The organism is Gaiella sp., assembly GCF_039915195.1.
GTDB lineage: Bacteria > Actinomycetota > Thermoleophilia > Gaiellales > Gaiellaceae > Gaiella.
This window is the reverse complement of record NZ_JBDSNT010000043.1, coordinates 1-26,685: the sequence shown is the minus strand read 5'-3', so window position 1 is coordinate 26,685 and position 26,685 is coordinate 1. Positions and strand designations below refer to the sequence as shown.

Annotated in this window: 29 protein-coding genes; 27 read left to right on the top strand and 2 right to left on the bottom strand. The window is 65.9% G+C overall.

The features are described 5' to 3' along the window. Positions 1-133: 133 nt before the first annotated feature. On the top strand, positions 134-1,255 hold the full coding sequence (locus tag ABIR74_RS04270) for an MraY family glycosyltransferase (RefSeq protein WP_348175379.1): 1,122 nt from the start codon (positions 134-136) through the stop codon (positions 1,253-1,255). Between the two features lie 55 nt (positions 1,256-1,310). Here the strand turns inward: ABIR74_RS04270 and ABIR74_RS04265 are convergent, their stop codons facing one another. Further along, a complete protein-coding gene (locus tag ABIR74_RS04265) occupies positions 1,311-2,045 on the bottom strand; it encodes an alpha/beta fold hydrolase (RefSeq protein WP_348175378.1) in 735 nt (244 codons plus the stop codon). Positions 2,046-2,119: 74 nt separating this feature from the next. Here ABIR74_RS04265 and ABIR74_RS04260 point away from each other — a divergent pair, with 74 nt between their 5' ends. The 24 genes from ABIR74_RS04260 (at position 2,120) to atpC (ending at position 23,006) form a co-directional block, all read left to right on the top strand. After that, positions 2,120-2,314 carry a hypothetical protein gene (locus tag ABIR74_RS04260; protein ID WP_348175377.1) on the top strand — a complete coding sequence of 65 codons (195 nt, stop codon included), beginning with the start codon at positions 2,120-2,122 and terminating at the stop codon, positions 2,312-2,314. Continuing rightward, positions 2,311-2,706: a hypothetical protein gene (locus tag ABIR74_RS04255; RefSeq protein WP_348175376.1), complete on the top strand. Its 396-nt coding sequence runs from the start codon at positions 2,311-2,313 to the stop codon at positions 2,704-2,706. The genes ABIR74_RS04260 and ABIR74_RS04255 overlap by 4 nt, the downstream gene beginning before the upstream one ends. Then, a complete protein-coding gene (atpB, locus tag ABIR74_RS04250) occupies positions 2,703-3,584 on the top strand; it encodes a F0F1 ATP synthase subunit A (RefSeq protein WP_348175375.1) in 882 nt (293 codons plus the stop codon). The genes ABIR74_RS04255 and atpB overlap by 4 nt, the downstream gene beginning before the upstream one ends. A 15-nt stretch (positions 3,585-3,599) precedes the next feature. Beyond that, positions 3,600-3,869, top strand: coding sequence for an ATP synthase F0 subunit C (locus tag ABIR74_RS04245; RefSeq protein ID WP_348175374.1), 270 nt, complete (start codon positions 3,600-3,602; stop codon positions 3,867-3,869). A gap of 4 nt (positions 3,870-3,873) precedes the next feature. Then, positions 3,874-4,416 (top strand): F0F1 ATP synthase subunit B, encoded by a 543-nt coding sequence (gene atpF / locus ABIR74_RS04240; protein WP_348175373.1) that lies wholly within the window; start codon positions 3,874-3,876, stop codon positions 4,414-4,416. 126 nt (positions 4,417-4,542) lie between these two features. After that, the gene (gene atpH / locus ABIR74_RS04235) at positions 4,543-5,073 is read left to right on the top strand and encodes an ATP synthase F1 subunit delta (protein WP_348175372.1); all 531 of its coding nucleotides are present in this window, start codon (positions 4,543-4,545) and stop codon (positions 5,071-5,073) included. Positions 5,074-5,086: 13 nt separating this feature from the next. Continuing rightward, on the top strand, positions 5,087-6,616 hold the full coding sequence (gene atpA / locus ABIR74_RS04230) for a F0F1 ATP synthase subunit alpha (RefSeq protein ID WP_348175371.1): 1,530 nt from the start codon (positions 5,087-5,089) through the stop codon (positions 6,614-6,616). A 163-nt stretch (positions 6,617-6,779) separates the two neighbouring features. Then, positions 6,780-7,670 carry an ATP synthase F1 subunit gamma gene (gene atpG / locus ABIR74_RS04225; RefSeq protein ID WP_348175370.1) on the top strand — a complete coding sequence of 297 codons (891 nt, stop codon included), beginning with the start codon at positions 6,780-6,782 and terminating at the stop codon, positions 7,668-7,670. A 103-nt stretch (positions 7,671-7,773) separates the two neighbouring features. Then, the gene (locus tag ABIR74_RS04220) at positions 7,774-8,898 is read left to right on the top strand and encodes an ABC transporter permease (RefSeq protein WP_348175369.1); all 1,125 of its coding nucleotides are present in this window, start codon (positions 7,774-7,776) and stop codon (positions 8,896-8,898) included. 124 nt (positions 8,899-9,022) lie between these two features. After that, positions 9,023-10,645 (top strand): ABC transporter substrate-binding protein, encoded by a 1,623-nt coding sequence (locus ABIR74_RS04215; RefSeq protein WP_348175368.1) that lies wholly within the window; start codon positions 9,023-9,025, stop codon positions 10,643-10,645. 104 nt (positions 10,646-10,749) lie between these two features. Next, the gene (locus tag ABIR74_RS04210; protein WP_348175367.1) at positions 10,750-11,721 is read left to right on the top strand and encodes an ABC transporter permease; all 972 of its coding nucleotides are present in this window, start codon (positions 10,750-10,752) and stop codon (positions 11,719-11,721) included. 14 nt (positions 11,722-11,735) lie between these two features. Further along, on the top strand, positions 11,736-12,755 hold the full coding sequence (locus tag ABIR74_RS04205) for an ABC transporter ATP-binding protein (RefSeq protein ID WP_348175366.1): 1,020 nt from the start codon (positions 11,736-11,738) through the stop codon (positions 12,753-12,755). Then, on the top strand, positions 12,752-13,798 hold the full coding sequence (locus tag ABIR74_RS04200) for a dipeptide ABC transporter ATP-binding protein (RefSeq protein WP_348175365.1): 1,047 nt from the start codon (positions 12,752-12,754) through the stop codon (positions 13,796-13,798). The genes ABIR74_RS04205 and ABIR74_RS04200 overlap by 4 nt, the downstream gene beginning before the upstream one ends. Positions 13,799-13,810: 12 nt before the next feature. Further along, on the top strand, positions 13,811-14,194 hold the full coding sequence (locus tag ABIR74_RS04195) for a hypothetical protein (RefSeq protein WP_348175364.1): 384 nt from the start codon (positions 13,811-13,813) through the stop codon (positions 14,192-14,194). A gap of 148 nt (positions 14,195-14,342) precedes the next feature. Beyond that, entirely contained in the window at positions 14,343-14,786 is a 444-nt protein-coding gene (locus ABIR74_RS04190; RefSeq protein ID WP_348175363.1) for a hypothetical protein, read from the top strand. 53 nt (positions 14,787-14,839) lie between these two features. Next, positions 14,840-15,871 carry a MoxR family ATPase gene (locus ABIR74_RS04185; protein ID WP_348175362.1) on the top strand — a complete coding sequence of 344 codons (1,032 nt, stop codon included), beginning with the start codon at positions 14,840-14,842 and terminating at the stop codon, positions 15,869-15,871. After that, complete coding sequence (locus ABIR74_RS04180) at positions 15,868-16,794, top strand: DUF58 domain-containing protein (protein WP_348175361.1); 927 nt, start codon at positions 15,868-15,870, stop codon at positions 16,792-16,794. Before ABIR74_RS04185 ends, ABIR74_RS04180 begins: the two co-directional genes overlap by 4 nt. Further along, entirely contained in the window at positions 16,791-17,708 is a 918-nt protein-coding gene (locus tag ABIR74_RS04175) for a hypothetical protein (protein WP_348175360.1), read from the top strand. The genes ABIR74_RS04180 and ABIR74_RS04175 overlap by 4 nt, the downstream gene beginning before the upstream one ends. Next, positions 17,705-18,601: a vWA domain-containing protein gene (locus tag ABIR74_RS04170; RefSeq protein ID WP_348175359.1), complete on the top strand. Its 897-nt coding sequence runs from the start codon at positions 17,705-17,707 to the stop codon at positions 18,599-18,601. The genes ABIR74_RS04175 and ABIR74_RS04170 overlap by 4 nt, the downstream gene beginning before the upstream one ends. Continuing rightward, positions 18,598-19,239: a hypothetical protein gene (locus ABIR74_RS04165; RefSeq protein ID WP_348175358.1), complete on the top strand. Its 642-nt coding sequence runs from the start codon at positions 18,598-18,600 to the stop codon at positions 19,237-19,239. Before ABIR74_RS04170 ends, ABIR74_RS04165 begins: the two co-directional genes overlap by 4 nt. Before the next feature lie 18 nt (positions 19,240-19,257). Then, positions 19,258-20,220 (top strand): hypothetical protein, encoded by a 963-nt coding sequence (locus tag ABIR74_RS04160; RefSeq protein ID WP_348175357.1) that lies wholly within the window; start codon positions 19,258-19,260, stop codon positions 20,218-20,220. Positions 20,221-20,306: 86 nt separating this feature from the next. After that, complete coding sequence (locus tag ABIR74_RS04155; RefSeq protein ID WP_348175356.1) at positions 20,307-20,894, top strand: hypothetical protein; 588 nt, start codon at positions 20,307-20,309, stop codon at positions 20,892-20,894. Positions 20,895-21,125: 231 nt separating this feature from the next. Further along, positions 21,126-22,565 (top strand): F0F1 ATP synthase subunit beta, encoded by a 1,440-nt coding sequence (gene atpD / locus ABIR74_RS04150; RefSeq protein ID WP_348175355.1) that lies wholly within the window; start codon positions 21,126-21,128, stop codon positions 22,563-22,565. A 9-nt stretch (positions 22,566-22,574) separates the two neighbouring features. After that, positions 22,575-23,006, top strand: a complete 432-nt coding sequence (atpC, locus tag ABIR74_RS04145) for an ATP synthase F1 subunit epsilon (RefSeq protein ID WP_348175354.1) — start codon at positions 22,575-22,577, stop codon at positions 23,004-23,006. A 20-nt stretch (positions 23,007-23,026) separates the two neighbouring features. Here atpC and ABIR74_RS04140 read toward each other — a convergent pair whose 3' ends face one another. Then, positions 23,027-24,448 carry an MFS transporter gene (locus tag ABIR74_RS04140; protein WP_348175353.1) on the bottom strand — a complete coding sequence of 474 codons (1,422 nt, stop codon included), beginning with the start codon at positions 24,446-24,448 and terminating at the stop codon, positions 23,027-23,029. A 77-nt stretch (positions 24,449-24,525) separates the two neighbouring features. Here ABIR74_RS04140 and meaB point away from each other — a divergent pair, with 77 nt between their 5' ends. Both meaB and ilvA read left to right on the top strand, forming a co-directional pair. Further along, positions 24,526-25,497: a methylmalonyl Co-A mutase-associated GTPase MeaB gene (gene meaB, locus ABIR74_RS04135; RefSeq protein ID WP_348175352.1), complete on the top strand. Its 972-nt coding sequence runs from the start codon at positions 24,526-24,528 to the stop codon at positions 25,495-25,497. Continuing rightward, positions 25,494-26,684 (top strand): threonine ammonia-lyase, encoded by a 1,191-nt coding sequence (gene ilvA, locus ABIR74_RS04130; RefSeq protein ID WP_348175351.1) that lies wholly within the window; start codon positions 25,494-25,496, stop codon positions 26,682-26,684. The genes meaB and ilvA overlap by 4 nt, the downstream gene beginning before the upstream one ends. Position 26,685 lies beyond the last annotated feature (1 nt).

Below are 26,685 nucleotides of genomic sequence, written 5' to 3'. Positions count from 1 at the left end.
GGGCCTGCACTCTGCGCATCGTGTCCGGCTCGATCTACCCCAAGGCAAGCCCGCCTTACCGCAGATCGAGCCGAACACGCTGCTTGGTGCATGCCCTCCCCGACACGCACCCCAATTACCGATCAACCATCTGATGGACGCGCTTCGGGCCGATCCGCAGGTCCTCTATGGCGCCGCGATCGCTCTGCTGATCGTTGTCCTGCTCACACCGGCGGTCGGCGGCATGGCTCGGCTCCTCGGCGTCGTCGACAACCCGGGCGAGCGACGGCTCAACCGGAGGCCGATCCCGCGGCTCGGTGGACTGGCGATCTTCATGGGAATTCTCGTGCCGTCCCTCGCCTTCCTCGACCTGTCGAGCGAGATGCGCGGGATCCTCCTCGGCGCCGCCGTTGCATGCGTCGTCGGCGCGATCGACGACTTTCGTGGACTTGCACCGCTGCCGAAGCTCGCCGGGCAGGTACTGGCCGCGGCTATTCCGACGGCGTTCGGCGTCTGGATCGATCACTTCACACTGCCGTTCCTCGGCGCGGTCGACCTGCCCCCTTGGGTCGGTGTGCCGATCACGATCGTCTGGATCGTGGCGGTGATGAACATGGTCAACTTCCTCGACGGCATGGATGGGCTCGCGTCAGGTGTCTGCGCGATCTCGGGCATCACGTTCGCCGTGCTGGCGCTCTCGCTCGGCAAGGTCGACGCCGCGATCCTCTCGGCGATCGTTGCGGGTGCCTGCATCGGCTTCCTCCGGCACAACTTCTTCCCTGCGCGGATCTTCATGGGAGACTCGGGAGCGCTCGTTCTCGGGTACACGTTGGCCGCCATTTCGGTGGCGGGCTTGCTCAAGACCGCCTCGACGGTCGTGCTCTTCCTTCCGCTGCTCGTGCTGGCCGTGCCGATCATCGACACCTCGTTCGTCGTTCTGAAGCGGCTGAAGTACAACCAGCGGATCTCCGAGGCCGACCAGTCGCACCTCCACCACCGCTTTCTGAACATCGGGTTCAGTCAGCGGCGGGCAGCGGTAACGATGTGGGCCTGGACTGCGACCCTCGGGGCGGCGGCGCTCGCGACCCGGTTCATCCCGTTCCGGGAAGGGGGCGAATGGCATCCGCGGGAGACGGCCACCGTCGTCGCCATCGCCCTTGCAGCGCTCGGGTTCTCCGTGTACATCATTTACCTGCTCGAGATCGTCAAGCTCGGCAACCCGCGTGTCCGGCGCCGGATCGCCGAGCGGGAGCGCAGCGAGCAGAAGAGTGCATAGGGCTGTTACGTGACGCTGGCGGAGGAAGCCTCCACCGGGTTGCAGGTGGCGGTCCTCACCCGTTCGCCAGGCTTTCGGCTCCCAGCACGAAGTCGGCCAACCGCTCGTTGAACTCGGGATGCTGCTGCACCGTGTGGCCGTAGCCCGGCAGCTCGAGGCGCTCTGCGCCGAGCCGCGCGGCGAGTACGTCGCACACCGCATCGAAGGCGGCGTGGTGTGCACCCGAGACGACGAGTGTGGGGAACGGCGCTGCGGCGAGCACGTCGAACGGGATCGCAGCTTCCCAGGGGCCGCGCTCGACTATCAGCGTCCTCGCACCTTGCGCCAGTCGGCTCGTCAGGGGCGTGGGAGGGACGTAATCGGAGCCGACGTACGTGAGGAATCCGCGCAGGAACGCATCGGGGTCCTCGGTCGGGCCATTCTGCCACCACTCGATCCCCTCTCGTGTGAACGCGTCAGCGGCGGGATCTCCCGCGGCGATCCCCGTCGCCGGCGGCTCGATCACCGTCAGCGAGCGAACGCGGTCCGGTACGGCGGCCGCCGCGAGCAGCGAGATCAGTCCGCCGTAGGAGTGGCCAACGAGATGCGCTTCTGCGGAAAGACTGCCCGCGAGAAGCGCCGCGTGCTCCTCGAAATCGACGTGGTCGACGTCGGGATTTGGAGGAAAGCCGGGTCGTTCGACGACATCGATCTCGAAGCGATCTCCGAGGCTGCGCTGCCCACTCCACGTCGGGCGGCCGCCCATCACGCTGCCGTGGACGAAGACGATCCGTGGGCGCTGCGCGACCATGTGACGAATGGTCTCATTTTTGGCTGAAACAGCGGCGATCGGCTGTCACAAGCAGCCTGATATGCTCCAGCCGAATGGTCGCGACGACGCCCACCAGCCCGCATTCGCTCGCGACCGCTTCTGGGCTCCTCGTCGGCACCAGCACCGCCGCGATGGCTGTCGGAGCGCTCGTCGGCTGGGCCATCGGTGCAGCGGGCCTCGGCCTTTTGATCGGCGCCATTGTCGGAATCCCGCTCGCAGTGTTCGTCGTCTACAAGGTGTTTTCGTGATCGCAGACCTCTACTCGAAGCCTCGCCCGGTGCCCGGACGACTGGCACCGATGCTCGCCGGGACAGGCCTCATCGTGCTCGCGCTCCCGGTCTTCGCGATCGCCGGCTGGCCGCTGAAAGGCTGGGCCCTCGCCGCTGTCCTCTGGGCCGCCGCGCAGGCGCTCGGCTACCTACTGACGCGTCTCCCGCTCGATGAGGGTAACCTCGCCGCCTCAGGAGTGAGGGGCATCGGCATGGGATTCAGAGCATTCATCGTGGGCATACCTCTGGTGGCGGTCACCGTCGCCGATTCGCGCGTCGGCGCCGCCGCCGCGATCCTCTACGTGCTCGCGTACACCCTCGAGCTCGCCGTCTCGCTCGTCACGTTCTTCGGCGCCGAGGCCAAAGCATGAAGCGTCTCCTCGCGATCGGCATGGCGCTCTTCCTCGCGTTGCCCGCAGTCGCGCTCGCGGCCGGGGAGACCGCCGAGGAGGAGAAATTCAACCCCGCCTCCGAGTGGACGCTCCACCCGTGGGTCGAGATCAACATCGGGCCGATCGACATGTCGATCAACAAGGCCGTGGCGTACCTCCTGCTCGGCGCCGTCGTCTCCTGCGTGATCGGGATCTTCCTGATGCGCGTCAAGGTCGGCTCCGAGCCGACGAAGCGCCAGGCGCTCGGTGAGACGATCTACGAGGTCGCGCAGGTGCAGATCGCAGAGCAGGGCCTACCCACGAAGGCGATAGGCCGCTGGTTCCCCTACGTCGCGTCGCTGATGGTCTTCATCTGGGTGGTCAACATGATCGGCTTCATCCCGCTCCCGCTTTCGGATGAGAAATGGAAGATCTTCGGGGTCGAGGTGCCGACGCTCGCGATCTTCGCCGCGACGTCGACGCTCTCCGTCACGCTCGCGCTCGCGTTCATGACGTGGATGTTCACCCACATCGAGGGGATTCGCGCGAACGGTCTGATGAAGTACCTCAAGAGCTGGATCCCCGATGTGCCGAAGGCGCTCTACCCGTTGATCATCCCGCTCGAGATCCTTGGCCAGTTCATGCGTCTGATCAGCCTCTCCGTTCGTCTCTACGCCAACATGCTCGCCGGACACATGTTGATCCTCACGTTCATCGGCCTCATCTTCCTGGTCACCCCGTGGATCTTCCCGTTCTCCGTTCTTCTCTCGACCGTCTTCTATCTGTTCGAGGTCGTGATCGTCGTCTCGATCCAGGCCTACATTTTCGCTGCCCTGTCTGCCATCTACATCGGCTCGGCCATCGAGCCGGAGCACTAAGGAGGAATCACCGTAATGCTGTCCTCGTTCTTTCTCCTCGCGGAGACCACAGGCGACGTCGCCGACGCCGGTAAGGCGATCGCCCTGGCCCTCGGTATCGGTCTCGGCGCCCTCGGCGCCGGTGTCGGCATCGGCAACATCTTCGGCTCGATGATCCAGGCCGTCGCCCGTCAGCCCGAGTTGAAGGGTGAGCTGCAGGGAATCCAGTGGCTCGGTTTCGCCCTCACCGAGGCGGTCGTGTTCTACGGCCTCATCGGCGGCCTTCTCGCATACGTCCTCGTCTGAGCCGATGTTCACCGTCCTCGCAGCCGAGTCGAGCAACGACCTGATCAAGGTCGTTCCCGGCCTCATGATCTGGACGCTGATTGCGTTCGGGATCACGTTCTTCGTGCTCAGGAAGTACGCGTTCGGCCCGATCCAGAAGACCATCGATGCTCGGCGGGATCGCATTCGCGAGGCTGTGGAGGAGGCCGATAACGCCCGGGACGAGGCGCGTGAGCTCCTCGCGCAGAATCGTGCCATCCTCGCCGAGGCCCGGTCCGAGTCCGCAGCGATCCTGGCCGAGGCCCGCAAGGTCGCCGACGACCAGATTCAGCGGGCGAAAGACGAGGCCGAGGTCGAGCGTCAGCGGCGTCTCGAGGAGACCCGCAAGCAGATCGACGCCGAGACAGCACGAGCGATCGATCAGATCCGTGGCGAGGTCGCGGACCTCACGCTCGAGGCGACGCAGCGTGTCGTCGGCAAGGTGCTCGACTCGGATGACCAGCGTCGCCTGATCGGTGAGGCGATCGAGGGCCTCGACTTCTCCGCGCTCGAGCGAGGGAGAAGCTGATGCGCCCAGAAGTCTTCCACCGGAACCCCCGTAGGGGACTGGCGCAGCCTGTCCCGGGTGCGCCTGGGCCGTCCGCGAGCCACTCGGGCAGCGAGGCCTCTCTGCCTGAGGCGAGGCGCTAGCCCGATGGCAGTCGCGGAACGCCTGTATGCCCGTGCGCTGTTCCAGGCGGCGGAGGAGCAGGGTCGCCTGGAAGCCGTGCATCGGGATCTCTCCGAATTCGCCGACGCGGTCGCGGGGTCACCCGAGCTGACGGCGTTTCTCACGAACCCGCAGGTCGAGCCCGCCGCCAAGGTCGGTGTCCTCGGAGAGCTCTCCGACGGAGCCGATCCGCTCGTCCACAACTTCCTGCGACTCGTCGCCGAAAAGGGGCGGGCGGGAGAGATCCTCGGCATGCGCGACGAACTGCAGGCGCTCGTCGACCGCGCGCAGGGACGCGTTGCGGTCGAACTCACCACGGCGTTCGAGCTGTCCGATGACGAGGCTGCCTCGATCGTCGCGCAGATCGAAGAAGCCTCAGGGCGCACCGTCGAGGCATCCCGAAAAGTCGACCCTGAGTTGGTCGGCGGCATGATCCTGCAGGCCGGCTCGCTGCGCGTTGACGCCAGCGTGCGCGGCCGCCTGGAGCGTCTCCGCCACGAACTCATTACCAGGTAACGAAGGAGAAAACGTGAAGCTACGGCCCAAAGAGATCACCTCGATCCTCAAGACCCGGATCGAGCAGTACGACGTCGAGACGGACCTGTCCGAGGTCGGCACTGTGCTGCAGGTCGGCGACGGCATTGCGCGTGTCCACGGCCTCGAGAACTGCGTTTCGCTCGAGCGTCTCGAGTTCGAGCACGGCGTCGTCGGCATTGCCTTCAACCTCGAGGAGGACAACGTCGGCGTGGCGCTCTTCGGCGAGTGGCAGCTCGTCAAGGAAGGTCAACCCGTGCGTCGCACTGGTGAGGTCATGAGCGTCCCCGTCGGTGAGGGAATGCTCGGGCGCGTCGTCGATCCGCTCGGAAACCCGCTGGACGGTCAGGGCCCGATCGAGGCAGCCGAGAGGCGTCCCCTCGAGTTCAAGGCTCCGGGCGTCATCCAGCGACAGCCGGTCACCCAGCCGCTCCAGACGGGTCTCAAGTCGATCGACGCGATGATCCCGATCGGCCGTGGTCAGCGGGAGCTGATCATCGGCGATCGAGGCACCGGCAAGACCGCCGTCGCGATCGACACGATCATCAACCAGAGGGGCGGCGACGTGGTGTGTATTTACGTCGCAGTCGGCCAGAAGGCATCGACGGTCGCGCAGGTCTACGAGAAGCTCCGTGATGAGGGTGCGATGGATTACACGATCATCATCTCTGCCCCTGCACAGGAGGCCGCGCCAATCAAGTGGATGGCTCCGTTCGCCGGCGCCGCAATGGGCGAGTATTTCCTCTACGGGGGCAAGCACGCGCTCGTCATCTACGACGACCTCTCGAAGCACGCGGACTCCTACCGGCAGCTATCGCTGCTGTTGCGTCGCCCGCCGGGCCGCGAGGCATTCCCGGGGGACGTGTTCTTCCTCCACTCGCGGCTTCTCGAGCGCGCCTGCCGTCTCAACGACTCGCTGGGCGGCGGCTCGCTCACGGCGCTTCCGATCATCGAGACGCAGGCCGGCGACATCGCGGCCTACATCCCGACGAACGTGATCTCGATCACCGACGGGCAGATCTTCCTCGGTTCAGAACTCTTCTACTCGGGAGTCAAGCCGGCCATCAACGTCGGCACATCTGTCTCCCGCGTCGGCGGCAACGCCCAGACGAAGGCGATGAGGAAGGTCGCCGGTCGCCTGCGCCTCGATCTGGCCCAGTTCCGCGAGCTCGAGGCATTCGCCCAGTTCGGTTCGGAGCTCGACCCGGCGACGCAACAGGCGCTCGGTCGGGGAGCCCGCATGGTTGCGACGCTCAACCAGCCGCAGTACCAGCCGTGGCCCTTCGAGGAGCAGGTTGTCGCGATCTACGCCGGTAACAACGGCTATCTCGACCGCGTTCCTCTCAGCCTCGTGCCACGATTCCAGGACGACCTGCGCGAGACGCTCCGCTCGAGCGGAGGCATCTACGACACCATTCGCGAGTCGATGGATCTCGGAGAGGAGACCGTGGCCAAGCTAAACGACGCTCTGGCCAAGTTCGTCGAGGGCTTCGACATCGTCGAGGAGAAGGGTCTCGTCGGCTAGTGGGCACCCCGGGAACCTCGCCACCCCTTCACGCGGCTGCAAACGCTTCGCATGCCGTCGTCCTCGGTCGCACCCATACGACCCGGTATGGGCGCTTCCTGCGTCCTCGGCCCGCTCGGTTTTCGCCGGGGAAGTCGCCCCGAGCTTCCCGCGGTGACCACTGATGGCAACCGTTCAGGACCTGCAGCGGCGGATCAAGTCCGTCACCAGCACGCGGAAGATCACGCGTGCACTAGAGCTCGTCGCCGCAGCGAAACTCCGCCGTGCGCAAGTCCGGATCGAGGCCATGCGGCCGTATGCGGACACGATGAGCGATCTCGTCAGCGGCGTCGGTCGAGCAGCCTCATCGGTTCGGAGCCTGCCGCTGCTGCAGCAGCGCGAATCGGTAGAGACGGTCCTGATCGTTCCGCTGACGGGAGACCGCGGACTCGCTGGCGCCTTCAACGGCCAGGTCATCCGTCGCTCGTTCAATCTCGAGAAGGCACTCCTGGACGAGGGGAAGACGGTTCGCTTCGTCCCGGTCGGCAAGAAGGGCCGTTCGACGTTGACGTTCCGCGGTCGTGACGCGAGCGACGCGTTCGTCGGCTTTTCCGACGGCCCGACCTATGCCGACGCTCAGGCGATCGCTCACCGCGTGGCGCAGCTCTACACGGATCAGGAAGTCGACCGCGTCGTGCTCGTTTACAACACGTTCGTCTCCGCGCTGACGCAGAGTGTCACGGATGTCGACATTCTTCCGATCTCGCCCGATGTGCTCGAGACGGACGAGCAGGAGGCCCGCGATGACGCCATGCGCGGCGACTTCATCTTCGAGCCCGAGCCAGAGGAGATTCTCGTCCGTCTCCTGCCGGTCTACCTCGAGACCCTGATCTACCGTGCCCTGCTCGAATCGGCAGCCTCGTTCCAGGGTGCGCAGATGACAGCGATGCGGAACGCCTCGAAGAATGCGGGCGAGTTGATCGACAGCGTCACGCTGCAGATGAACCGTGCCCGTCAGGCAGCGATCACCCAGGAGATCCTCGAGGTGGTCGGTGGCGCCGAGGCGCTGAACTAACAATTAGCCTCGCCGGCCGTCTGACCACCGAACGGGTGTATGCGGGTACAACGGGTGTTTGCGGGTACAACGGGTGTTTGCGGGTATATAGTCCCGAACTGCGATGTCGACAACCAGCAATAGACCAGACGATTTCACCCCGGCGACCATCGCCGAGTTGCAGGACGGCGGCGGCGAGTATGTCGACAACCTCTCCGGTCGCACGGTCTCGACGCCCGGTGAGCTCGAAGCGCTAGGGGAGTTCGACGCGACGGCCGAGCACGACGTCGCTACCGCGATCAAGGCGCGAGGCTACTGGGAAGGCGTCTGGATCCGCTTTCGCCGCGACCGGGTCGCGTTCGCGAGTATCTTCTTCCTCGTCTTTCTCGTCTTAGTTACCTACCCCGGAGCTTGGTTCGCCGAGAAGCTGATCGGCCACGGCCCGAGTGACATCCATACCGATGGCCTCGACAGCGGGTTCCTCCCCGTCGGCCCGGGGTCATGGGTGACGAACTTCGAAACGGGGGAGAAGCAGCTGCTCATCCTCGGTGGCGACGGCACCCTCGGGCGCGACGAGTTCCTGCGACTCCTCTACGGCGGCCGGGTCTCGCTCCAGGTCGCGATCGCCTCGACGATTCTCGTGATGCTGATCGGCGTCACGATGGGTGCAATGGCCGGCTACTACCGCGGCACCATCGACACCGTGGTGTCCCGCCTGACCGAGATCACGATGGCGTTTCCGGCACTCCTCTTCGTCATCGCGCTCGCGAGCACCGCCGGCAGCCGGTTGAACGACGTGACCTTCGGAGGGGTCGTCGCCCCCGGGGTCGTCACGCTCGTGCTCGTCTTTGCGGTCTTTGGCTGGTTCTATCCCGCCCGGATCGTCCGCGCCAAGGTGCTCTCGTTGCGCGAGAAGGAGTTCGTCGAAGCTGCGCTCATGACGGGTGCGAGCGACTTTCGCATCATGAAGTCACACCTCCTGCCGCACCTCGTCGCGCCGATCATCGTCTACTCGACCCTCGTCGTCGCAGGTTTCATCCTCGGCGAGGCAGCGCTCTCGTTCCTCGGCGTGGGAATCCAGCTGCCGACGCCGAGCTGGGGCAACCTGCTTTCGACCGCCCCCGAGTACTACACGACCCGGCCGCTGCTCATGGTCTGGCCCGGTGTGTTGGTCGTCATGACGACGCTTGCGTTCAACCTCCTCGGCGACGGCCTCCGCGACGCATTCGATCCGCGCTCTCGGATGTAGGGCCGGTCGTCAGCCACTTTCTCCGCAACAGCTAACAAACACACACGTCGTCCGTCCAAGGTGATGGGCGACACCTTGCCCCGGTTCGGTGGAAGCTCGCCGGCCAACAAACGAGAGGAGTGAAATGAAGGGACGCATCCTGAGCTCCGTCGCGATGAGCGCGATCGGAGTCTCCATGCTCGTCGCTGCGATGCTCGCGGGTTCGGCATCGGGTGGCACGCAGGCAGCTTCGAAGAAGCAGGCCGGCGGGTCCATCACGATCACGAGCCGCAGCGACTTCGACTACGTCGATCCAGGCCTGTCGTACTTCAGCCACACGTGGACGATGATGTCCGCGTCACAGCTGACCCTCCTGTACTACCCGCACGTCGAGGGCGCGGCCGGTGGCCGTCTTAGCCCGATGGCGTCGCAGGGCATGCCGAAGGTCAGCAACAACGGCAAGACCTACACCTTCACGATCAAGAAGGGCTTCAAGTTCAGCGACGGCACGGCCGTCACGTCGGCGAACTTCAAGCGTGCCTTCGATCGTGGCGTCAACAAGACCATGCAGTCTCCGGCCTCGTCGTTCCTCGATGACGTCGCGAGCTGGAAGGCTCCGAATCCGTCGACGTTCGTCGTCGTCCAGAAGAAGGTCGCTCCGGACTTCATGGCCCGGATGTCGATGATGTTCTTCGCGGCCGTTCCGGCCAATCTGGCGTTCACCGCAGATGGCGTCAAGGCTCCGACCGTCTCCGCCGGCCCGTACTACCTGAAGGAGTGGAACGCCAAGACGTCCGCCCTGATGGTGCGGAACCCGTTCTGGAAGAACAGCGTCGAGCCCTTCAAGTCGCTCGGCTTCAAGAACAACCTCGACCAGGTCCGCTGGATCGTCGGCGCAGACCCGGCCACGCAGCGCCTTCAGTGCGAGAAGGGCGAGGCCGATCTCTGTGCCTTCCCCCCCACGCAGGCCAAGGAGCTCTACGACAAGTACGGCCTCAACAAGGGCCAGTTCTTCGTGAAGCCGCAGTCGGTTCTGTGGTACATCGCGATGAACACGACCCGCCCGATCTTCACGGGCAACACGGCGCTCCGCCAGGCCGTCTCGAACGCCCTCGACCGCAAGTTCATGACGGCGCAGCACGGCTACCTCGCCGGCAAGCGGACGGATCAGTTCCTGCCCTACTCGATGCCGGGCTTCAAGGACGCCGACATCTACTCGCTCAAGGGCCCGAACTACACGAAGGCGAAGGCGCTCGCCAATGGCAAGACGCGTGACGGCAAGGCCGTGATGTACACGTCGAACGTCGGCGTCGGCCCGCCCATCGCGCAGTCGACCCAGTTCAACCTGAAGCAGATCGGCATCGACGTCGAGATCAAGCTCCTCGACCGTGTCGTCCAGCACGAGAAGTCCGCGACCAAGGGTGAGCCGTTCGACCTCACGTACGAAGGTTGGGGAATGGACTACCCGGATCCCGCGAACTTCATCAACGTGCTGCTCGACGGCCGCCGGATCCAGCCCGACAATAACGTCAACGTCTCGTACTTCAACGACCCGAAGTACAACGCGTTGATGGATAAGGCATACGGCCTCGCGGGTCAGCCCCGGCTGAACGCGTACGCCGCGCTCGACAAGGCCCTGATGAAGGATGCGGCCCCGGTCGCTCCGTACATCTCGACCAACGCGCGCGTGCTGACCAGCAAGAAGGTTGGTTGCTACGGCTACACGTCGATCCAGGGCAGCCTGCTCACGCAGATCTGCGTCAAGTAAGGATCGAAGCTCGGAATCACCGTTGCGGTGGGAGGGGCACATATGCGCCCCTCCCACCAAGACGGTTACAAAGTTCCCTCTCGATCAGTTAGGCTTCCACACCAATGGTTCGCTACCTCATCCGTAGGCTCCTCTGGGCGGCTGTCCTCTTCCTCGCCGTCACATTTGTCACCTACGTGATCTTCTTCCTGGTGCCGGCGAACCCGGCGCGGTTGGCCGCCGGTCAGTCGGCAACACCCGAGAAGGTGAGAGAGGTCGAGGAGTTCCTCGGATTGAACGACCCGGTCTACATCCAGTACGGCTCGTTCCTGAAGCGGCTCGTATTCGAGGGCTCGCTCGGACAGTCGTTCGTGACGCGGCAGTCGGTGAACAAGGAGATCTTCCGCGCCGCTCCGATCACTGCATCGCTTGTCTTTGGCGCCATGATCATCGTCCTCTCTGTCGCGATTCCCATTGGCATCCTTTCCGCATTGCGCCCGCGGTCGCTCCTCGATCGCACCGCGATGACGTACGTCCTGATCGGCATCTCGCTGCCATCCTTCTGGATCGCCCTCATGCTCTCGTACATTGTCGGCTACAAACTCGGCTGGACGCCCGTTGCCGGCTACTGCGAGGTGGTGAGCGTGCCCGAAGCCTCGACCTGCGGTGGGCTCGGCCAGTGGGCGTACCACATGATTCTGCCGTGGATCACGCTGGCGATCGTCGTCGCCGGGACATACGTCCGGTTCGTGCGGGCCGAGGTCATGGACACGATGTCGCAGGACTACGTCCGCACGGCGCGCGCGAAGGGCGCGCCCGAGGGCCAGGTCATGCGCTCGCACATCCTTCGTAACGCGATGCTTCCGGTCGTCACTCTGGTCGGCATGGATATCGGCCTGCTTCTCGGCGGCGCGATCTTCATCGAGGCTGTCTTCGGGCTTAACGGCCTCGGCGGCACGGCCCTCGAGTCCATCTCCCGCTTCGACCTACCCACCTTGCAGGGCGTCGTGATCTTCGGTGCCGTCGCAATCATCATCTTCTCCCTCATCGTGGATCTTCTCTATGCCTGGGTCGACCCCCGGATCAGACTGACCTAGGGGGCAAGCGGCGTATGGCACCTCTCCTGGACGTCCGTGACCTGCGGACGACCTTCAAGACTGACGACGGCCTCGTGGGCGCCGTGGACGGAGTCACCTTCTCGGTCGAGCCTGGCCAGGTGCTCGGCATCGTCGGCGAGTCCGGGTGCGGCAAGAGCGTTACGTGCCTCACGGTGATGGGTCTGAACGACCGGAAGGTCGCGACTTCCACGGGACAGGTGCTCTTCCGTGGCGAGGATCTCCTGACCACGGACGCCAAGCGGTTGCGGGAGATTCGTGGCAACGAGATCGCGATGATCTTCCAGGATCCGATGACCTCGTTGAATCCCGTGCACAAGATCGGGAAGCAACTCGAGGAAGCGGCGCTCCTCCACAACGACATGACGAAGAAGGAGGCGCGTGCGCGGTCTCTCGAGATGCTCAAGGTCGTCGGGATCCCGCACGCCACCCGGCGCGTCGACGACTACCCCCATCAGTTCTCGGGGGGCATGCGCCAACGCGTGATGATCGCGATGGCCCTGATCAACTCGCCAGACTTGCTGATCGCCGACGAGCCGACGACGGCGCTCGACGTGACGACGCAGGCACAGATCCTGGGCGTCATCAAGAAGTTGCAGGACGAGTTCGGGACTGCGTTGATCATGATCACCCACGATCTCGGCGTTGTCGCGGAGACCGCCGACGAGATCGTCGTGATGTACTCCGCCAAGGTCGTCGAGCATGCCCCGGTGCAGGAGATCTTCAGTCGGCCGCGTCACCCGTACACGTGGGGCCTGATGGGATCGCTACCGCGCCTCGACGTCAACGTCGAGCGGCTCGTTCAGATCCCTGGCCAGCCACCGTCGCTCCTGAATCCGCCGAAGGGCTGTCGGTTCAACCCCCGGTGCGAGTACACGATGTCCGTGTGCCGCGAGGCGGAACCACCGCTCGTGGGCGACGCTTCCCACGAGGACGCATGCCATCTCGATTCGGCTACGAAGGAGCGTGAGGCTGCCTCGCTGAACGAGGTTCTTGCGAGCGGAGCGGCGGTATGACGACCGTCACCGGAGACGAACTGCTCGTCGTCGAGGATCTGACCAAGCACTTCCCGATCACGCAGGGAATCATCTTCCAGAAGGAGGTCGCGACGGTGAAGGCCGTCGACGGCGTTTCGTTCTCGCTCCATCACGGTGAGACGCTAGGGATCGTAGGCGAGTCCGGGTGCGGTAAGTCGACGCTCGTTCGCTGCATCCTGAAGCTCCTCGAACCGAGTTCCGGCAAGATCACCTTCGAGGGAACCGACATCACGAAGCTCTCGCGCAGCCAGATGCGGCCGTATCGGCGGAACATGATGATGGTGTTCCAGGACCCGTACGCATCGCTCAACGCGCGCAAGCGGGTCGGCTACATCGTCGGCGAGGCGCTCGAGATCCACGGCATCGGAACGCCGTCCGAGCAGAAGCGCCGCGTCCAGGAACTCCTCGAGGTCGTCGGCCTCAACCCGGAGCATTACAACCGGTTTCCGCACGAGTTCTCGGGTGGGCAGCGCCAGCGCGTCGGGATCGCGCGCGCCCTGGCGGTCAACCCGAAGCTGATCCTCTGCGACGAGCCGGTTTCGGCGCTCGACGTCCCCGTGCAGGCGCAGATCCTGAACCTGCTCAAGGACCTGCAGAAGGAGTTCGGGCTCACGTACGTCTTCATCGCGCACGATCTCAACGTCGTCCGGCATATCTCCGACCGCGTGATGGTGATGTACCTCGGGAAGCCGGCCGAGCTCGCTAGTCGGGACGAGCTGTATGCGAACCCGAAGCATCCGTACACGGGAGCGCTGCTCTCGGCGGTACCGATCCCCGACCCGAAGAAGGGACGTGCGCGCCGACCCGTCATGCTCGAGGGTGACGTGCCGAGCCCTGTCAACCCGCCGTCTGCGTGCAACTTTCATCCGCGCTGCCCCCGATTCCACGAGGGGACCTGCGATGTGGACACGCCTGCGTTCGACGAGGTCTCGCCCGACCACCAGGTCGCCTGCCACTATCCTCTCGAGCGCTGGCCGATGGACATGCGCCTGAACGTCCCTGTCGTCACCGCCACCGAGTAAGGTGGGCCGGACGTGCAGGCCGCACGCCGCATAGGCCTCATCGTCGTGGGTGTCGTCGCGGTAACGCTGCTCGGCTCACTGGTTGGGAGCCTGCTCGTCGGGACAAGTGTCGAGCGGGCGGTATCGACGGGGTTGTACGTCGTCGGGAGCTTCTTCCTCGTGCTCGGCTTCTTCTCGGGTGTTCGAGGCCCCGCTCGGCCGCGCAGCACGGACGGTGACGAGGAGAAGGGCGAGAGTGGGCATCTCTTCGGGGTCGGGATCGCGGGTCGCGGTGCACGAACAGCGACGGTGGAGGAGCGCAGGGATGCCCGCGGCACGACCTGGCTGTTCATCTTTCTCGGCGCTGCCTTGATCGCCGCGGGAATCATTGTCGACGGTAGGGCAAGCCTGATCTAGCGGAGGCCGTCGTGCCAGATCCGAGACACGGTGCTAACTCGCGCGGCTCATCGTCGTCTCAGCAGTCATGACGACTTCGTGTCATAGAGCCCGCTCGCTCGTCTCCACGGGTTTCGACGAACCGCTGAACGACCTCGAGCACCAATTCGTGAGCTCCCATCTCGGGCGCTGTGGGGCATGCCGCGCATTCCAGGAGGATGCAGAGGCGTTTACGTCGCTTCTCCGTAGCACGCCTCTCGAGCCCGTTCCGTGGCCCGTGAGCGTGACCGCCCCGGGGCACCGATCGCGCCTGCAGCTGCGCACGATCGCTCAGTTCGCGTCGGTCGCTTCCGTCGTCGTCGTCGCCGGAGCGATTGCGCTCGCATCGGAGCTCCCCGGAGTCCCGCTGCGCAGCTCCGCGATCGAGCTCGGCGGAGTGACGTCCTCGGGTGTCGGCGAGGACTCGATCCGCACGCTACGGCGCGAGGCCCTCGTGCAGCACGACCTTCCGATCTTGCCCGAGACGGGCGCACCGCCGCCCGCAGGCGTCAGAAATGGCGGGGCGGGCTCAGTGAGCCTGCTCAAGCCTGCTCTCCCTGTCGACGGCGGGTAGACGGCAACGTACCGTTCGGGCGGGGAGCACAGCCCCTGTCTACACTCGGCCGCATGGCGATCCGCTCCGAACAGCCGACTGCTTCCGACCTGGCCATCGCAGTCGATATTGCCGATCGACTCCTCGCGAACATCGAGTCGGTCGTGCAGGGCAAGCGTGAGGAGATTCGGCTCGTTCTCACGGCGCTCGCATGCAACGGGCACGTCCTGTTCGAGGACGTGCCGGGCACGGCGAAGACGGTTCTTGCGAGGGCGGTTTCCCAGTCCATCGACGGTGTCGTCGGCACACGCATCCAGTGCACGCCAGACCTGCAGCCCACGGATGTGACCGGGCTTGCCGTCTACGACCAGCGAACCCGCGACTTCGAGTTTCGGCAGGGGCCGATCTTCGCCAACATCGTGCTCGTCGACGAGATAAACCGCGCCATGCCGAAGACACAGTCCGCGCTGCTCGAGGCGATGGCCGAGCGCCAGGTGACCGTGGACGGGGTCACCCGAGCCGTGCCGCACCCGTTCCTTCTACTCGCAACCGAGAATCCGATCGAGTACGAAGGCACCTTCCCGTTGCCGGAGGCCCAGCTCGACCGATTCTTCCTCCGCACCTCGCTCGGCTATCCGACCGCCGAGGAGGAGATGAGCGTGATCGACGATCAGCGAGTCGTGCACCCACTCGAGTCGTTACGGGCGGTCACGAGCATCTCCGAGATCGAGGTTCTGCAGCGAGCGGCCACAGACGTGTATGTCGATCCGCTGATCGGCCGGTGGATCGTCGACCTTGTCCGTTCGACACGTGAGATAGCGGCGACGTCGGTTGGCGCATCGGTGCGCGGAAGCCTTGCGCTCGAACGCGCGGTGCGCGGCTGGGCTCTCGTTCACGGTCGCAACTACGTCGTACCGACCGATGTCGAGCTACTTTTTCTCCCTGTCCTCGGTCATCGCGTCGTGTTCACCCCGTCGAAGTTCGCCGAGGCACGTCAGATCGGGATGGCCGCGTCGCTGTCCGCCTTCGAGGACGAGTGCATGGCGCTCGCACCGCCGCCGGCGCTCGTTCTCGACGACTCCGCACTCGCTGCCGAGGTGCCGTGAACGCCCGCGGCCTGACGTTCCCCCTTGTCTCGCGCAGGCGACTCGTCGGACTTGCCTTCGGAGCAATGCACGGTGCAAGGCGAGGCACGGGATCCGATATCGCAGCGTCGCGCCCGTATCGGCCGGGCGACAACCCCGACCGCATCGACTGGGGGGCGTCCGCTCGGCTGTCGTCCGCCCGCAACACCGACGAGTTCGTAGTCAGGGAGTACTTTGCCGACGAGGCGCCACGCGCGATCGTTGCAGTCGACTGCCGCTCGGCGATGAGTCTGTGCCCGCCGGGAATTCCCTGGCTGCAGAAGGGCGAGGCGTCACGCGCTGCGGCTGAGCTCGTCGAGGACAGCGTGGCCGAAGCACGGGGATTCGTCGGCAGGCTCGAGTTCGGCGCCCACGCCGACGTCGTCGCGTGGTCGCCGCCGGCCGGAGCGCGGGGGGTGGGAACGCTCGTGGATCACGCGCTCCCCGACCCCGGGAGCGTCTCCCGGGTGGGCCTCGTCGGAGGTGCGCTCGACTACCTTGCGTATCACCGTCGTTCGGTTCCGGCCGCGAGCTTCGTTTTCGTCGTGTCGGACTTCCTCGCCGCTCCGGCACTCGAAACGTGGGAGAGGGCGCTCGATCGAGGTTGGGACATCGTGCCCGTGATCGTCCAGGACCCTGTCTGGGAACAGAGTTTCCCGGACGTCGACGGAATCGGGATGCCACTCGCCGACAACGACGGCCGCTTGCGCATCGTGCGGCTTCGCCGGGGCGAGTCTCAGGTATGGCGCGCGCGGCACGAGGCGCGACTCGCGACGCTCCTCACGGGGATGCGGTCACTCGGCATAGAGCCCGTGGTCGTTTCGTCGGCCGATCCGTCACGAATCTTCGATACGTTCGTGACGTGGTCTGCCGAGCGTGAGGGTGCGGGACGGCAGGGTCGGTGAGGCGGGCAGTCGTCATCGGCGTCGCGGCGATCGCTGCTCTCGCTGTCGGGTTCGGCCTCGGCCAGTTCTGGCTTGTCCGTGATGGAGCGAGCGTGTCTCTTAACCCCAAGGAGCTCGTCTCTATCACGACGTCACTGAGTCCGACCGCTCACTCGTTCGGGGATTCCGTCATGGCGAGGGCTGACGTTCTCATCGATCCGAGGGAGATCGCGCTCGGGAGCGTTGCTCTGCAGCCAAACTTCGGGCCCTATGAGGCTCTCGACCCACCACGCGTGATTCGCGAGCAGTTCGGCGATCTCGGTCGAGTGCAGTACACGTACGAGCTCGTCTGCCTCAAGGAGGGCTGCGATACGGCGGAGGCGCGCGGAGTCAGCGACTTCCCGAGCGGCCGTGTCCGTTACCGTTTCAACGAGCGTCCGGGCAGCGCATTCGAGTCGTTCGACTGGCCATTGCTCGAGGTCTCGAGTCGCGTTGCGACGAAGGATGTCGAGGAGATCCGGTGGCGCTCCGATGCGACCTCGCTCACGCCGGCCTCGTATCGCGTCAACCCGACTGGAGCTGCGTTCGTGTTTCTCGTCGCGGCACTCGGCTGTGCGATCGCGGCCGTGCTGATCGCGCGTCGGCTGTGGTGGCCGACCCGCGCGGATGACGCTGATCTCGCCGACGAGAGCGATCTGCGAAGCCCGCTCGAAAGGGCCTTCGAGGTTGCGCTCGCGAGCGCGGGAGGCGACGACCTCCCCGAGCGCAGGCGAGCACTCGAGCGCGTCGCTCGAGAGCTCGCTGGGACGGGGCGAAGAGATCTCGCAGGCGAGGCACGGGCGCTCGCCTGGGCGCCAGCACCCTCGACATCGGCGCAGGTCGAGTCTCTCGCCGAACGCGTGGGCGTCGCGACCGCTGCAGGGGGTCTCGCATGAGCGTCTTTGACTCGAGATTGCGTACACCAGGGCTGCCGACATCCGCCACTGCGGAGCTCGGGAGCGCCTACCGGCGGACGCGCCTGCTCCGCTTGACGCTGGCGTTCGTGGCTCTTGTGCTCCTTGGTACGTCGTTCGCGCTCGCCCGTTCGCTCGAGTCCCTTCCGACGACCTACTTCGCGACAGGAAGTGGCGGGATCGTCGTTCTCGATCTTTCGACGAGCGTGGATGTTCAGAAGGCGCAGCGCGCACAGAGGGTGTTGCGCTCGCTCGCTGAAACGGACGGGCGGGTCGGTCTCGTCGTCTTCTCCGACAGCGCGTACGAGATGCTGCCACCGGACACGCGGAGTTCCGAGCTCGAGCCGCTGCTCCCGTTCTTCAGGACGGGGCCACAGATCTCGCCCGACGTTCGTCGTACGCGGGGCGGTCGAATCGTGCCAAACACGCCGTCAGGGAGGCCGCGCGAGAGCCCGTGGTCGCTCACGTTCAGGGGCGGTACGCGCATCTCGACCGGGCTCGTCGAGGCGCGGCGGATCATCGAGCGGGAGGGCGACCGGCGTCTCTCGGTACTGCTCGTCAGCGATCTCGACAATTCGGGGTTCGATACGTCGGATCTCACGGAGGAACTCGGTCGGTACGAGCAGGCGGGAATAGATCTCAAGGTGATTCCGCTCTTCCCGGGGCCGGACGACAGGGAGCTCTTCGTCCAACTCGTCGGGAAGGAGTCTCTCGTGGCGCGGCCCGAGATCCTCCGCAACACCGACGTCCAGGAGCGCCAGTCCGTGATCGGTTCGTTCCCGTGGGCTCTCGCTGCCATCGGAGCCGCCCTCCTCCTGCTCCTCGCGATCAACGAGCGACTGTGCGGTCGGCTCGTCTGGGGGGCTCCGCGATGATGACCGGGGAGAGGGCTCAGTCGATCGGGGCAGGAGTCGGCGTCGCGGCCCTGCTTGTCGCCGCGATCCTCGGCGTCGCGCTTGCGGTCGATCTCCTTCGCGCCGAGAGCCGCCTTGACGTGGCCGATGCGGCGTTTACGAGTGGCGTCGACCAGAACGTCGGCTGGGACGCCGACACGGTTCTGCCGGTTCGCGTCTCTCGCGGGATTCTCGGCCTCGGTGACGACGTCACGTTCCGCAAAGCTGTCCAGCGCTTCTGGCTGAGCAAGCCGCGCGATCCGCTGCGGGAGTTCGGTGACGTAACGCGGCGGAGCGGCGCGGAGCGTGAGCTCGCCCGGCTCGGCGAGAACGACCCGAGCGGGGTGCGGCGTGCCGTCGCGCTGACGATGCGGGGAGCGCTCCTGCTCGAGGAGGCCCGAAACACGACAACGCAGCGACAGGTCTTCGTGCGCCGGGCAATCGAGCAGTTCCGCAAAGCGGTCGTCCTCGACCCCTCCAATTCGGACGCGATCTACAACCTGGAGCTCGCACTGAAGCTCCTCCGCCGCGGGGGAGCCGATCCAGGAGGAGGCGGCGAGGGACGCTCGCCGCTGCCGTCGCCGGGTGCGGGGGCCGCGACCACCGGGACCGGCTTCTAGCCAACCGAAGGCGCCGCCTTGTCGCTGTCGTTCCTCACCCCACTTGGAGCCGTTGTCGGGCTCGTCGGGGCGCTCGCGGTTGTTGCGCTCCTCCGGACGATCCGGCGGTCGCGCGTCGTCGATACCCAGCTCGGGCTCGCGCCGCCGCGCAGCCGGAGCTTCGGTATCGACATTGCGTTGATCGTCGTTGTGAGCGGGCTCGTTGCCCTGGCATGTGCGCAGCCTGTCGTCTCGAGCTCCGCGCGACTCGAAGGGCGCGAGGGAGTCGAGGTGTACGTCGTCTTCGACATCACCCGGTCGATGCTCGCGCAACGCGCCCCGTCGGAACCGAACCGTCTCGAACGCGCCCGCTCGTTCGCGAAAGAGCTCCGCGCGGAGATCCCGGAGGCGCGTGTCGGCGTCGCCTCACTTACCGACCGAGTGCTTCCTCATCTCTTTCCCACGCTCAGCGCGAACGCCTTCGTCTCTGTCGTCAACCGCTCGATAGGAATCGAACGCCCGCCGCCGGATCGGCGGACGCGTCGCGCGACGTCGCTCAACGCGCTCGGCGACATGGGTCGGGCAGCGTACTTCGATTCGCTGACGACGCGGAGGCTCGTCGTCGTCCTGACGGATGGGGAGACGCTGCCCGTCGACTTCGAGACGCTGCGCACCCGTCTCGTCGATGCGCGGGTTGCGACGGTATTCGTGCATGTCTGGCGCGGTGACGAGAGGGTTGTCGCGGCGGACGGGCGGCCGGACGCGGCCTACAGACCCGACCCTACCGCGCTCCGGTCCTTGCGGAGAGTTGCAGGTGCCGTCGACGGCACGGTGTTCGTGGAGGGACAGCGTCGCGAAGTCCAAACCGTGGTGAGGACGTTCGCGGCCGATGGGCCGATGGTGGAACAGGGGAGCGAGCTACGCCCGGTCGAGCTGGCGCCACCGATTGTCGCTTTCACGTTACTGCCGCTCCTCGTCTTGCTCCGACGCCGAAGCCTGTAGAAGCTGAGCGTCGCGCGGTTGGGCTTAACACGAGCGTGACGTTCCGCTAACCCCGCGTGCGCCACCGTCGTCTACGCTTTCGTCCAATGAAAGATCGACTCAAGTCGCCCGGTTTTGTGCGCGCCCTGACGTGGGTCTCCGCTCTCGTGCTCATCGCCGGTGTCGCAGCCGTCGGTACCGTCTGGCTGGGGGGTGACGACAGCCCGTCGGCGTCCCCACCGACCTCCTCGGAGCCGGGGCAGACCGTCGACGAGTTCGGCGAGCTCCCCCCCGAAACGAAGCCGAGCGCCGATGACGTTCCCGCCGCGGCGCGGAAATCGGCAGCCATCTTCATCGAAGGTGCGGTCGCTCGCAGGAACCTTGCCAAGGCGTGGACGGTGACGCATGCCGATCTGAAGCGTGACTGCGACTGCACGCTCGCCGAGTGGAAGACCGGAAATATTCCGGTGCTCTTCTTCCCGGCGCTCGGAGCCGGCGTGACGGGCTTCGGTGTGAACGAGATCTCGCCAGGTCGGATCGTACTCGAGGTGCTCCTGTATCCGAAGAAGGGGGCTGGGCTCAATCCGACGGCCTTCTACCTGGGCCTGAAATCGGTTGGCGTGGGGGATAACGAGAAGTGGCTCGTCGACTACTTCGCCCCCATCGGCAGCCCACCCGTGCCGTCCGTCGGGTGATCGATCCGGCCCGACCCTAGGGGATCGCTGACAGAGTGTTTGCGCCGGACTTCCTCACATCTCACGTCTGACGCCTCGACCATGCCGCGCGTGTCGAGGCGATGCTGCGGGACGATCGGTTGGAAGCGGGTTCGTGGCGAGCTGCGCTGTCGCGCTTCGCTAGACTTCAGCCCAGGCGCCACGTAACGGCGCCACAACCTTCAATGCCACCGATTTCCCCCAGGGAGAACAATGTCTGAGCAGGCGAGCACGAACGGGTCGAAGAACGTCGGCCAGATCATCGAGATCAAGGGCGTCGTGATCGACGCGGTCTTTCCCGACAGCCTGCCCCAGATTCTCCACGCGGTCGAAGTAGAGATCGTCAAGCCCGACGGCTCGTCCACGACCCTCGTCGCGGAGGTCCAGCAGCACCTCGGCGATGATCGCGTTCGCGCGGTCGCAATGGACTCGACGGACGGCCTTGCGCGTGGGACCGCTGTCGTCGACACGGGCGCTCCGATCTCGGTTCCGGTTGGCGACAGCACCCTCGGGCGGATCTGGAACGTTCTCGGCCAGCCCGTCGACGAAAAGCCGGCATCTGCCGATGTCGAGCGCTGGTCGATCCACCGCGAGCCGCCGGCGTTCCGTGAGCTCGCTCCGTCCGTCGAGGTGTTCGAGACCGGTATCAAGGTGATCGACCTCATCGCTCCGTACATCAAGGGCGGGAAGGTCGGCCTGTTCGGAGGAGCCGGCGTCGGTAAGACCGTCACGATCATGGAGCTCATCCACAACGTCGCAAACGCGCACAGCGGCGTCTCGGTGTTTGCCGGCGTCGGTGAGCGCACACGCGAGGGCAACGACCTCTACCTCGAGATGGAGGAGTCCGGCGTTCTCGACAAGGTGGCGCTCGTGTACGGCCAGATGAACGAGCCGCCCGGAGCCCGCCTCCGCGTCGCACTCTCCGGTCTGACGATGGCCGAGTACTTCCGCGAGCAGGGCCAGGACGTGCTCCTGTTCATCGACAACATCTTCCGCTTCGTCCAGGCCGGCTCCGAGGTCTCCGCGCTCCTCGGCCGTATGCCGAGCGCCGTCGGATACCAGCCGACGCTGGCCACCGAGATGGGGCAGTTGCAGGAGCGCATCACCTCGACGCGCACCGGCTCGGTCACCTCCGTTCAGGCCGTGTACGTGCCGGCAGACGACCTCACCGATCCCGCTCCGGCAGCGACGTTTGCCCACCTCGACGCGACGACGGTTCTGTCCCGCGCGATCGTCGAGAAGGGGATCTACCCGGCTGTCGATCCGCTCGGCTCGACGTCGCGTGCGCTCGCGCCGGGCGTCGTCTCCGACGAGCACCTCGCGACCGCGACGGCTGTGCAGCAGATCCTGCAGCGGTACAAGGATCTCCAGGACATCATCGCCATCCTCGGCATGGACGAGCTCACCGACGAGGACAAGCTTGTCGTCTCGCGGGCCCGCAAGATCGAGCGGTTCCTCTCCCAGCCGAACTTCGTCGCCGAGCAATTCACCGGCACCCCGGGCAAGTACGTCAAGCTCGAGGACACGATCAAGGGCTTCAGGGAGATCATCGAGGGCCTCCACGACGATCTGCCCGAGGCCGCGTTCTACATGGTCGGTCCGATCGAGGACGCGGTCGAGAAAGCGCGCCAGCTCGAGCAGGTCGCGGTCTAGCACCTCTCGATGGCTGACGCGCACCCCAAATTCGACGTTTCGGTCGTCACGCCGGACGGCCCTGTCTACCAGGGCGAGGCGGAGATGCTCATCGTTCCCGGCCAGGCCGGTGAGATCGGAGTGCTCGCCCGCCACGCGCCGCTGGTAGCGACCCTCAAGGCCGGTTCGACGCGCGTGCACCTTGGCGGCAACGAGATGCTCGAGTTCGCGACCGGCCCGGGATTCTTCAAGGTGGAGACCGACACGGCCCTCGCGCTCGTCGACGACGCAGTGAACGTGAAGGAGATCGACGACGACCGGGCGACCGCGCAACTCGAAGCCGCGAAGGCGGAGCTCGAGAAGATCGATGCCGGCGAGTCGACGGGCGACCGTTGGCAGCTCGAGCAGCGCATCAAGCACGCCGAGAACCAGCTCACCGTGTCCGGCCGCACCACCGGCTGATGCGCGCGCCGCAATAGAGGCTACGGGCTCGGGGGCCGCGCGGCGCTCGACCCGCGGCGGCTGCGTCGCCGACCGCCTCGCGACTCGCCCTCCTCCGCCCGTGTGCGCTCGACCTCGTCGAGGAGGTCGGCAATGCGGGAGAACCCGGTGCCCGGTATCTCGCTACCGACCTCGAGCGGCATGAGGTCGACCGGGGCGGCGGTGGGTGCCGTGCCGATCCCGGCCTCCTTCGAACGCCGGAGAGTGGTCACAAGCACGGCGTTGAAGTATCCGAGGACGAGCAGGGCTGCGCTGATTCCCCACATCATCCTCGGCCCGACGGCGACCGTGATCGGCCCGGCCGCGAGCGTGCCGATGAGTGTGAACAGCTGCACCAGGCTGCCGAGGACGGCGAAGATCTGTCCCCGCCGGTCGTCCGCGACGACCTGCTGGATCAGTGTCACATTGCACACGAGACCGACGCCGTTGCCGATGCCGAAGAGGACCGCGCCGACACACCCGATCGCCAGATTCGGGCTGACGGCACAGATCGCAACACCGGCAGCGGTGATCAGGAAGGAGGCGCGATACCCGCCGTAGACCGTCAGTCGCTTGATGAACCAGAAGGCAACGACGTTTCCGAACAGGATCCCGGCGGCCGAGAAGGCTACGAAGATGCCGAAGCCGACGTTCCCTGCGCTGTAGGCATCCGTCGTGAGCACGATCTCCGCCACGTTGATCCCGGCGTAGGCCAGGGTCGCCCAGCTCCAGATCAGGAAGAGCGACGACAGGTGGTTGTTGTCATGCACGAGCGCGAACCCGGCCCGCACCTCGCGCCAGTGCGTGCGGCCGATCCGCGCCACGAGGTTCGACTGGAAACTGGCCGTGATCCGGACGAGGAGGAAGGCGGAGATCAGAAAGCTCGCCGCGTTGAGCGTATACACGGTGTCCGGGCCGAGGAGAACGATCCCGACACCTGCGATGACCGGGCCGAGGAGCGTCGAGAGGTTCTCGGCACCCTGCACGAGCGCGTTGGCGGCAAGTGTGGATTCCTCGTCGACGAGATTCGGAATGGAGGCGTAACAGGCCGGGCGGAAGAACGCGGCCGAGAAGCCAGCGAGAGCCGACACGGCACAGATCCCGGCGGGGGAGTGGACGAACGGAAGCGCACCGAAGCAGACGGCACCGCCGAGATCCGACAGCACCATCATGCGCTTGCGTGGCCAGCGGTCGATGAGCGGTCCCACAGCGATCCCGAGGATGACGCCGGGAACGAGCTCGGCGAAGAGCAGGATGCTCACCCACCACGCCGAGTTGGTCTGGTTGTAGAGCGCGATTCGGACCGCGAAGAACGCCGTCCACGTCCCGAGGGCCGAGACCAGCCGGGCGTAGAAGAGATTGCGAAACGAACGATGCTCCGGCATCCGGAGGATCGAGAACTGCGCGGTGAACTGACCCAGCATCCCGAACGAGCCTACAACCTCGGGGGAACGACGTCTGCTGTCCAAAAGGGACGTGCCCGTGCCGTAGAGTGGCGCCCATGGCCCGGCATTCCTGGACGCGCGAAGAGCTCGTTGCCGGCATTCGTGCCGGCGACCATCGCGCCCTCGCGCGCGCGATCACGCTCGTCGAGAACCGTGATCCGGGAGCCGCAGCGGTCGTGTCTGACCTCTACCCTCAGACCGGAACGGCGTTCTCCGTCGGGATCACCGGCCCACCGGGCGTCGGCAAGTCGTCGCTGATCGCAGCGCTCGTGCGGCACGTCCGCGGCCTCGGGCTCACCGTAGGCGTCATCTCCGTCGATCCCTCGAGCCCGTTCACCCAGGGCGCCTTGCTCGGGGACAGAATTCGCCTCGTCGACCATTTTCTCGACCCGGGCGTGTTCATCCGGTCGATGGGAACCCGCGGTCACCTCGGCGGCCTCGCCGAGGCCACGCTCCAGGCGCTGCTTCTGCTGGACGCAGCCGGCCGGGATGTGATCTTTCTCGAGACGGTCGGTACGGGTCAGAGCGAGGTCGAGGTGATGGGCATCGCCGACGAGGTGCTGCTCGTGCTCATGCCCGGCTCGGGCGACTCGGTGCAGGCGCTCAAAGCCGGGATCATGGAGATTCCCGATGTGATCGCAATCAACAAGATGGATCAGCCCGGCGCAAAGGCCCTTCTGAACGACATTCGTACCGTGATGGCCCTTAGCCCGGAGGCGGAGCGGCAGCCGGCGATCGTCCTGACCGAGGCGATCCGGGGAGACGGTGTGGAGGCGCTCTGGGAGACGGTGGCCAGGCGCCGCGACGCCCTTGCCGTAGCGGGTGAGTTGGAGGAGCGCCGCCGCCGCAACCTGGCCGCGGAGGTCGTTGCCGCTGCAGCGGCGCGGGCACGCACTCGCATCGAGGAGCAGATCGCCGCCGATTCCTCGCTCGCGGATCTCGTGCGCGGCGTCCAGGAGCGGCAGGTCGACCCGTTGACCGCCGTTGATGCCATCGTGGCTGCCGTCTTGCGGGAGCCCACACGATGATGCGACCGTCGCTCGAAGAGATCCGGGAAGCCGGGGAGCGACTCGCGGGAGTTGCGCAGGTGACGCCCGTTCACACATCCGGAACGCTCAGCGGTCTCGTCGGGCGTCCGGTGTCGTTGAAGGCTGAGAACCTGCAGCTCACCGGCTCGTTCAAGATCCGCGGCGCCTACAACACGGTCGCCCAGCTGAGCGAATCGGAGCGGGAAGCAGGCGTCGTTACATCGAGCGCCGGAAACCATGGGCAGGCGGTGGCCTGGGCGGCACGGCAGGCGGGTATCAACGCGACCATCTTCGTTCCCGATGGAGCGCCAATGGCCAAGTTCGACGCCGCGGTCGGGTACGGCGCAACCGTGATCAACGCAGGTGCAGGCTTCGACGAGGCGGTTGCGGCTGGACTCCGGCACGTCGAGGAGACAGGCGCAACGTTCGTCCATGCCTTCGACAATCCGCGGGTGATTGCCGGACAGGGAACGTTGGGACTCGAGTTGGCAGAACAACTGCCGCCCGGGCCTGGCACGGTCGTAATTCCGGTTGGAGGCGGAGGCCTCGCGTCCGGTATCGCGATCGCGCTGCGTGCGCTGCGGCCCGAGCTCTCGCTCGTCGGCGTCCAGGCCGCAGCTTGCGCGCCGTTCGCCGGGCGAACGCCGGTCGGGCCGACGATCGCGGACGGGATCGCGGTCAAGGTTCCCGCGGAGCTGACCAAAGGAATTCTCCGCGACCTTCTCGACGACGTGGTGGTGGTGGACGATGCGGCGATCTCTCGGGCTCTTGTGCTCCTTCTCGAGCGCTCGAAACTTGTTGTCGAAGGCGCCGGGGCCGCACCGGTCGCCGCGCTGCTGCAAGGGCTCGTGCCGGGCGACGATCCGGCGTGCGCTATCCTCGCCGGTGGCAACATCGATGCGACGACGCTCCGCTCGGTGACTCGCTTCGGCCTCGCCTCCTCGGGCCGCTATCTCGTTGTTGCGATCCTGATTCCCGACCGTCCTGGCCAGCTGGCGCGCATCGTTGCCGCCGTCGCTGATCTGCAGGCCAATGTGCTCTCGGTCACACATCACCGGGAGGGGCGCAATATCGGCGTCCTCGAGACGGAGGCCGAGCTGACGCTCGAGACACGCGGCGAGGAGCACTCGCGGGAACTCGTGGCAGCGCTCGCGGCTGACGGCTTCGCTGTGCGCCGACTGACGTAGC

Excerpts from the sequence above, each read along its gene's own strand:
- ABIR74_RS04270 (WP_348175379.1), top strand. The coding sequence starts at position 134 with ATGGACGCGCTTCGGGCCGATCCGCAGGTCCTCTATGGCGCCGCGATC.
- atpH (WP_348175372.1), top strand. The coding sequence starts at position 4,543 with ATGGCAGTCGCGGAACGCCTGTATGCCCGTGCGCTGTTCCAGGCGGCG.
- atpG (WP_348175370.1), top strand. The coding sequence starts at position 6,780 with ATGGCAACCGTTCAGGACCTGCAGCGGCGGATCAAGTCCGTCACCAGC.
- atpF (WP_348175373.1), top strand. The coding sequence starts at position 3,874 with ATGTTCACCGTCCTCGCAGCCGAGTCGAGCAACGACCTGATCAAGGTC.
- ABIR74_RS04220 (WP_348175369.1), top strand. The coding sequence starts at position 7,774 with ATGTCGACAACCAGCAATAGACCAGACGATTTCACCCCGGCGACCATC.
- atpC (WP_348175354.1), top strand. The coding sequence starts at position 22,575 with ATGGCTGACGCGCACCCCAAATTCGACGTTTCGGTCGTCACGCCGGAC.
- ABIR74_RS04210 (WP_348175367.1), top strand. The coding sequence starts at position 10,750 with ATGGTTCGCTACCTCATCCGTAGGCTCCTCTGGGCGGCTGTCCTCTTC.
- ABIR74_RS04245 (WP_348175374.1), top strand. The coding sequence starts at position 3,600 with ATGCTGTCCTCGTTCTTTCTCCTCGCGGAGACCACAGGCGACGTCGCC.
- ABIR74_RS04215 (WP_348175368.1), top strand. The coding sequence starts at position 9,023 with ATGAAGGGACGCATCCTGAGCTCCGTCGCGATGAGCGCGATCGGAGTC.
- ABIR74_RS04170 (WP_348175359.1), top strand. The coding sequence starts at position 17,705 with ATGAGCGTCTTTGACTCGAGATTGCGTACACCAGGGCTGCCGACATCC.
- atpB (WP_348175375.1), top strand. The coding sequence starts at position 2,703 with ATGAAGCGTCTCCTCGCGATCGGCATGGCGCTCTTCCTCGCGTTGCCC.
- ABIR74_RS04165 (WP_348175358.1), top strand. The coding sequence starts at position 18,598 with ATGATGACCGGGGAGAGGGCTCAGTCGATCGGGGCAGGAGTCGGCGTC.
- atpD (WP_348175355.1), top strand. The coding sequence starts at position 21,126 with ATGTCTGAGCAGGCGAGCACGAACGGGTCGAAGAACGTCGGCCAGATC.
- ABIR74_RS04185 (WP_348175362.1), top strand. The coding sequence starts at position 14,840 with ATGGCGATCCGCTCCGAACAGCCGACTGCTTCCGACCTGGCCATCGCA.
- ABIR74_RS04260 (WP_348175377.1), top strand. The coding sequence starts at position 2,120 with ATGGTCGCGACGACGCCCACCAGCCCGCATTCGCTCGCGACCGCTTCT.
- ABIR74_RS04205 (WP_348175366.1), top strand. The coding sequence starts at position 11,736 with ATGGCACCTCTCCTGGACGTCCGTGACCTGCGGACGACCTTCAAGACT.
- ABIR74_RS04155 (WP_348175356.1), top strand. The coding sequence starts at position 20,307 with ATGAAAGATCGACTCAAGTCGCCCGGTTTTGTGCGCGCCCTGACGTGG.
- ABIR74_RS04200 (WP_348175365.1), top strand. The coding sequence starts at position 12,752 with ATGACGACCGTCACCGGAGACGAACTGCTCGTCGTCGAGGATCTGACC.
- ABIR74_RS04265 (WP_348175378.1), bottom strand. The coding sequence starts at position 2,045 with ATGGTCGCGCAGCGCCCACGGATCGTCTTCGTCCACGGCAGCGTGATG.
- meaB (WP_348175352.1), top strand. The coding sequence starts at position 24,526 with ATGGCCCGGCATTCCTGGACGCGCGAAGAGCTCGTTGCCGGCATTCGT.
- ilvA (WP_348175351.1), top strand. The coding sequence starts at position 25,494 with ATGATGCGACCGTCGCTCGAAGAGATCCGGGAAGCCGGGGAGCGACTC.
- ABIR74_RS04140 (WP_348175353.1), bottom strand. The coding sequence starts at position 24,448 with ATGCTGGGTCAGTTCACCGCGCAGTTCTCGATCCTCCGGATGCCGGAG.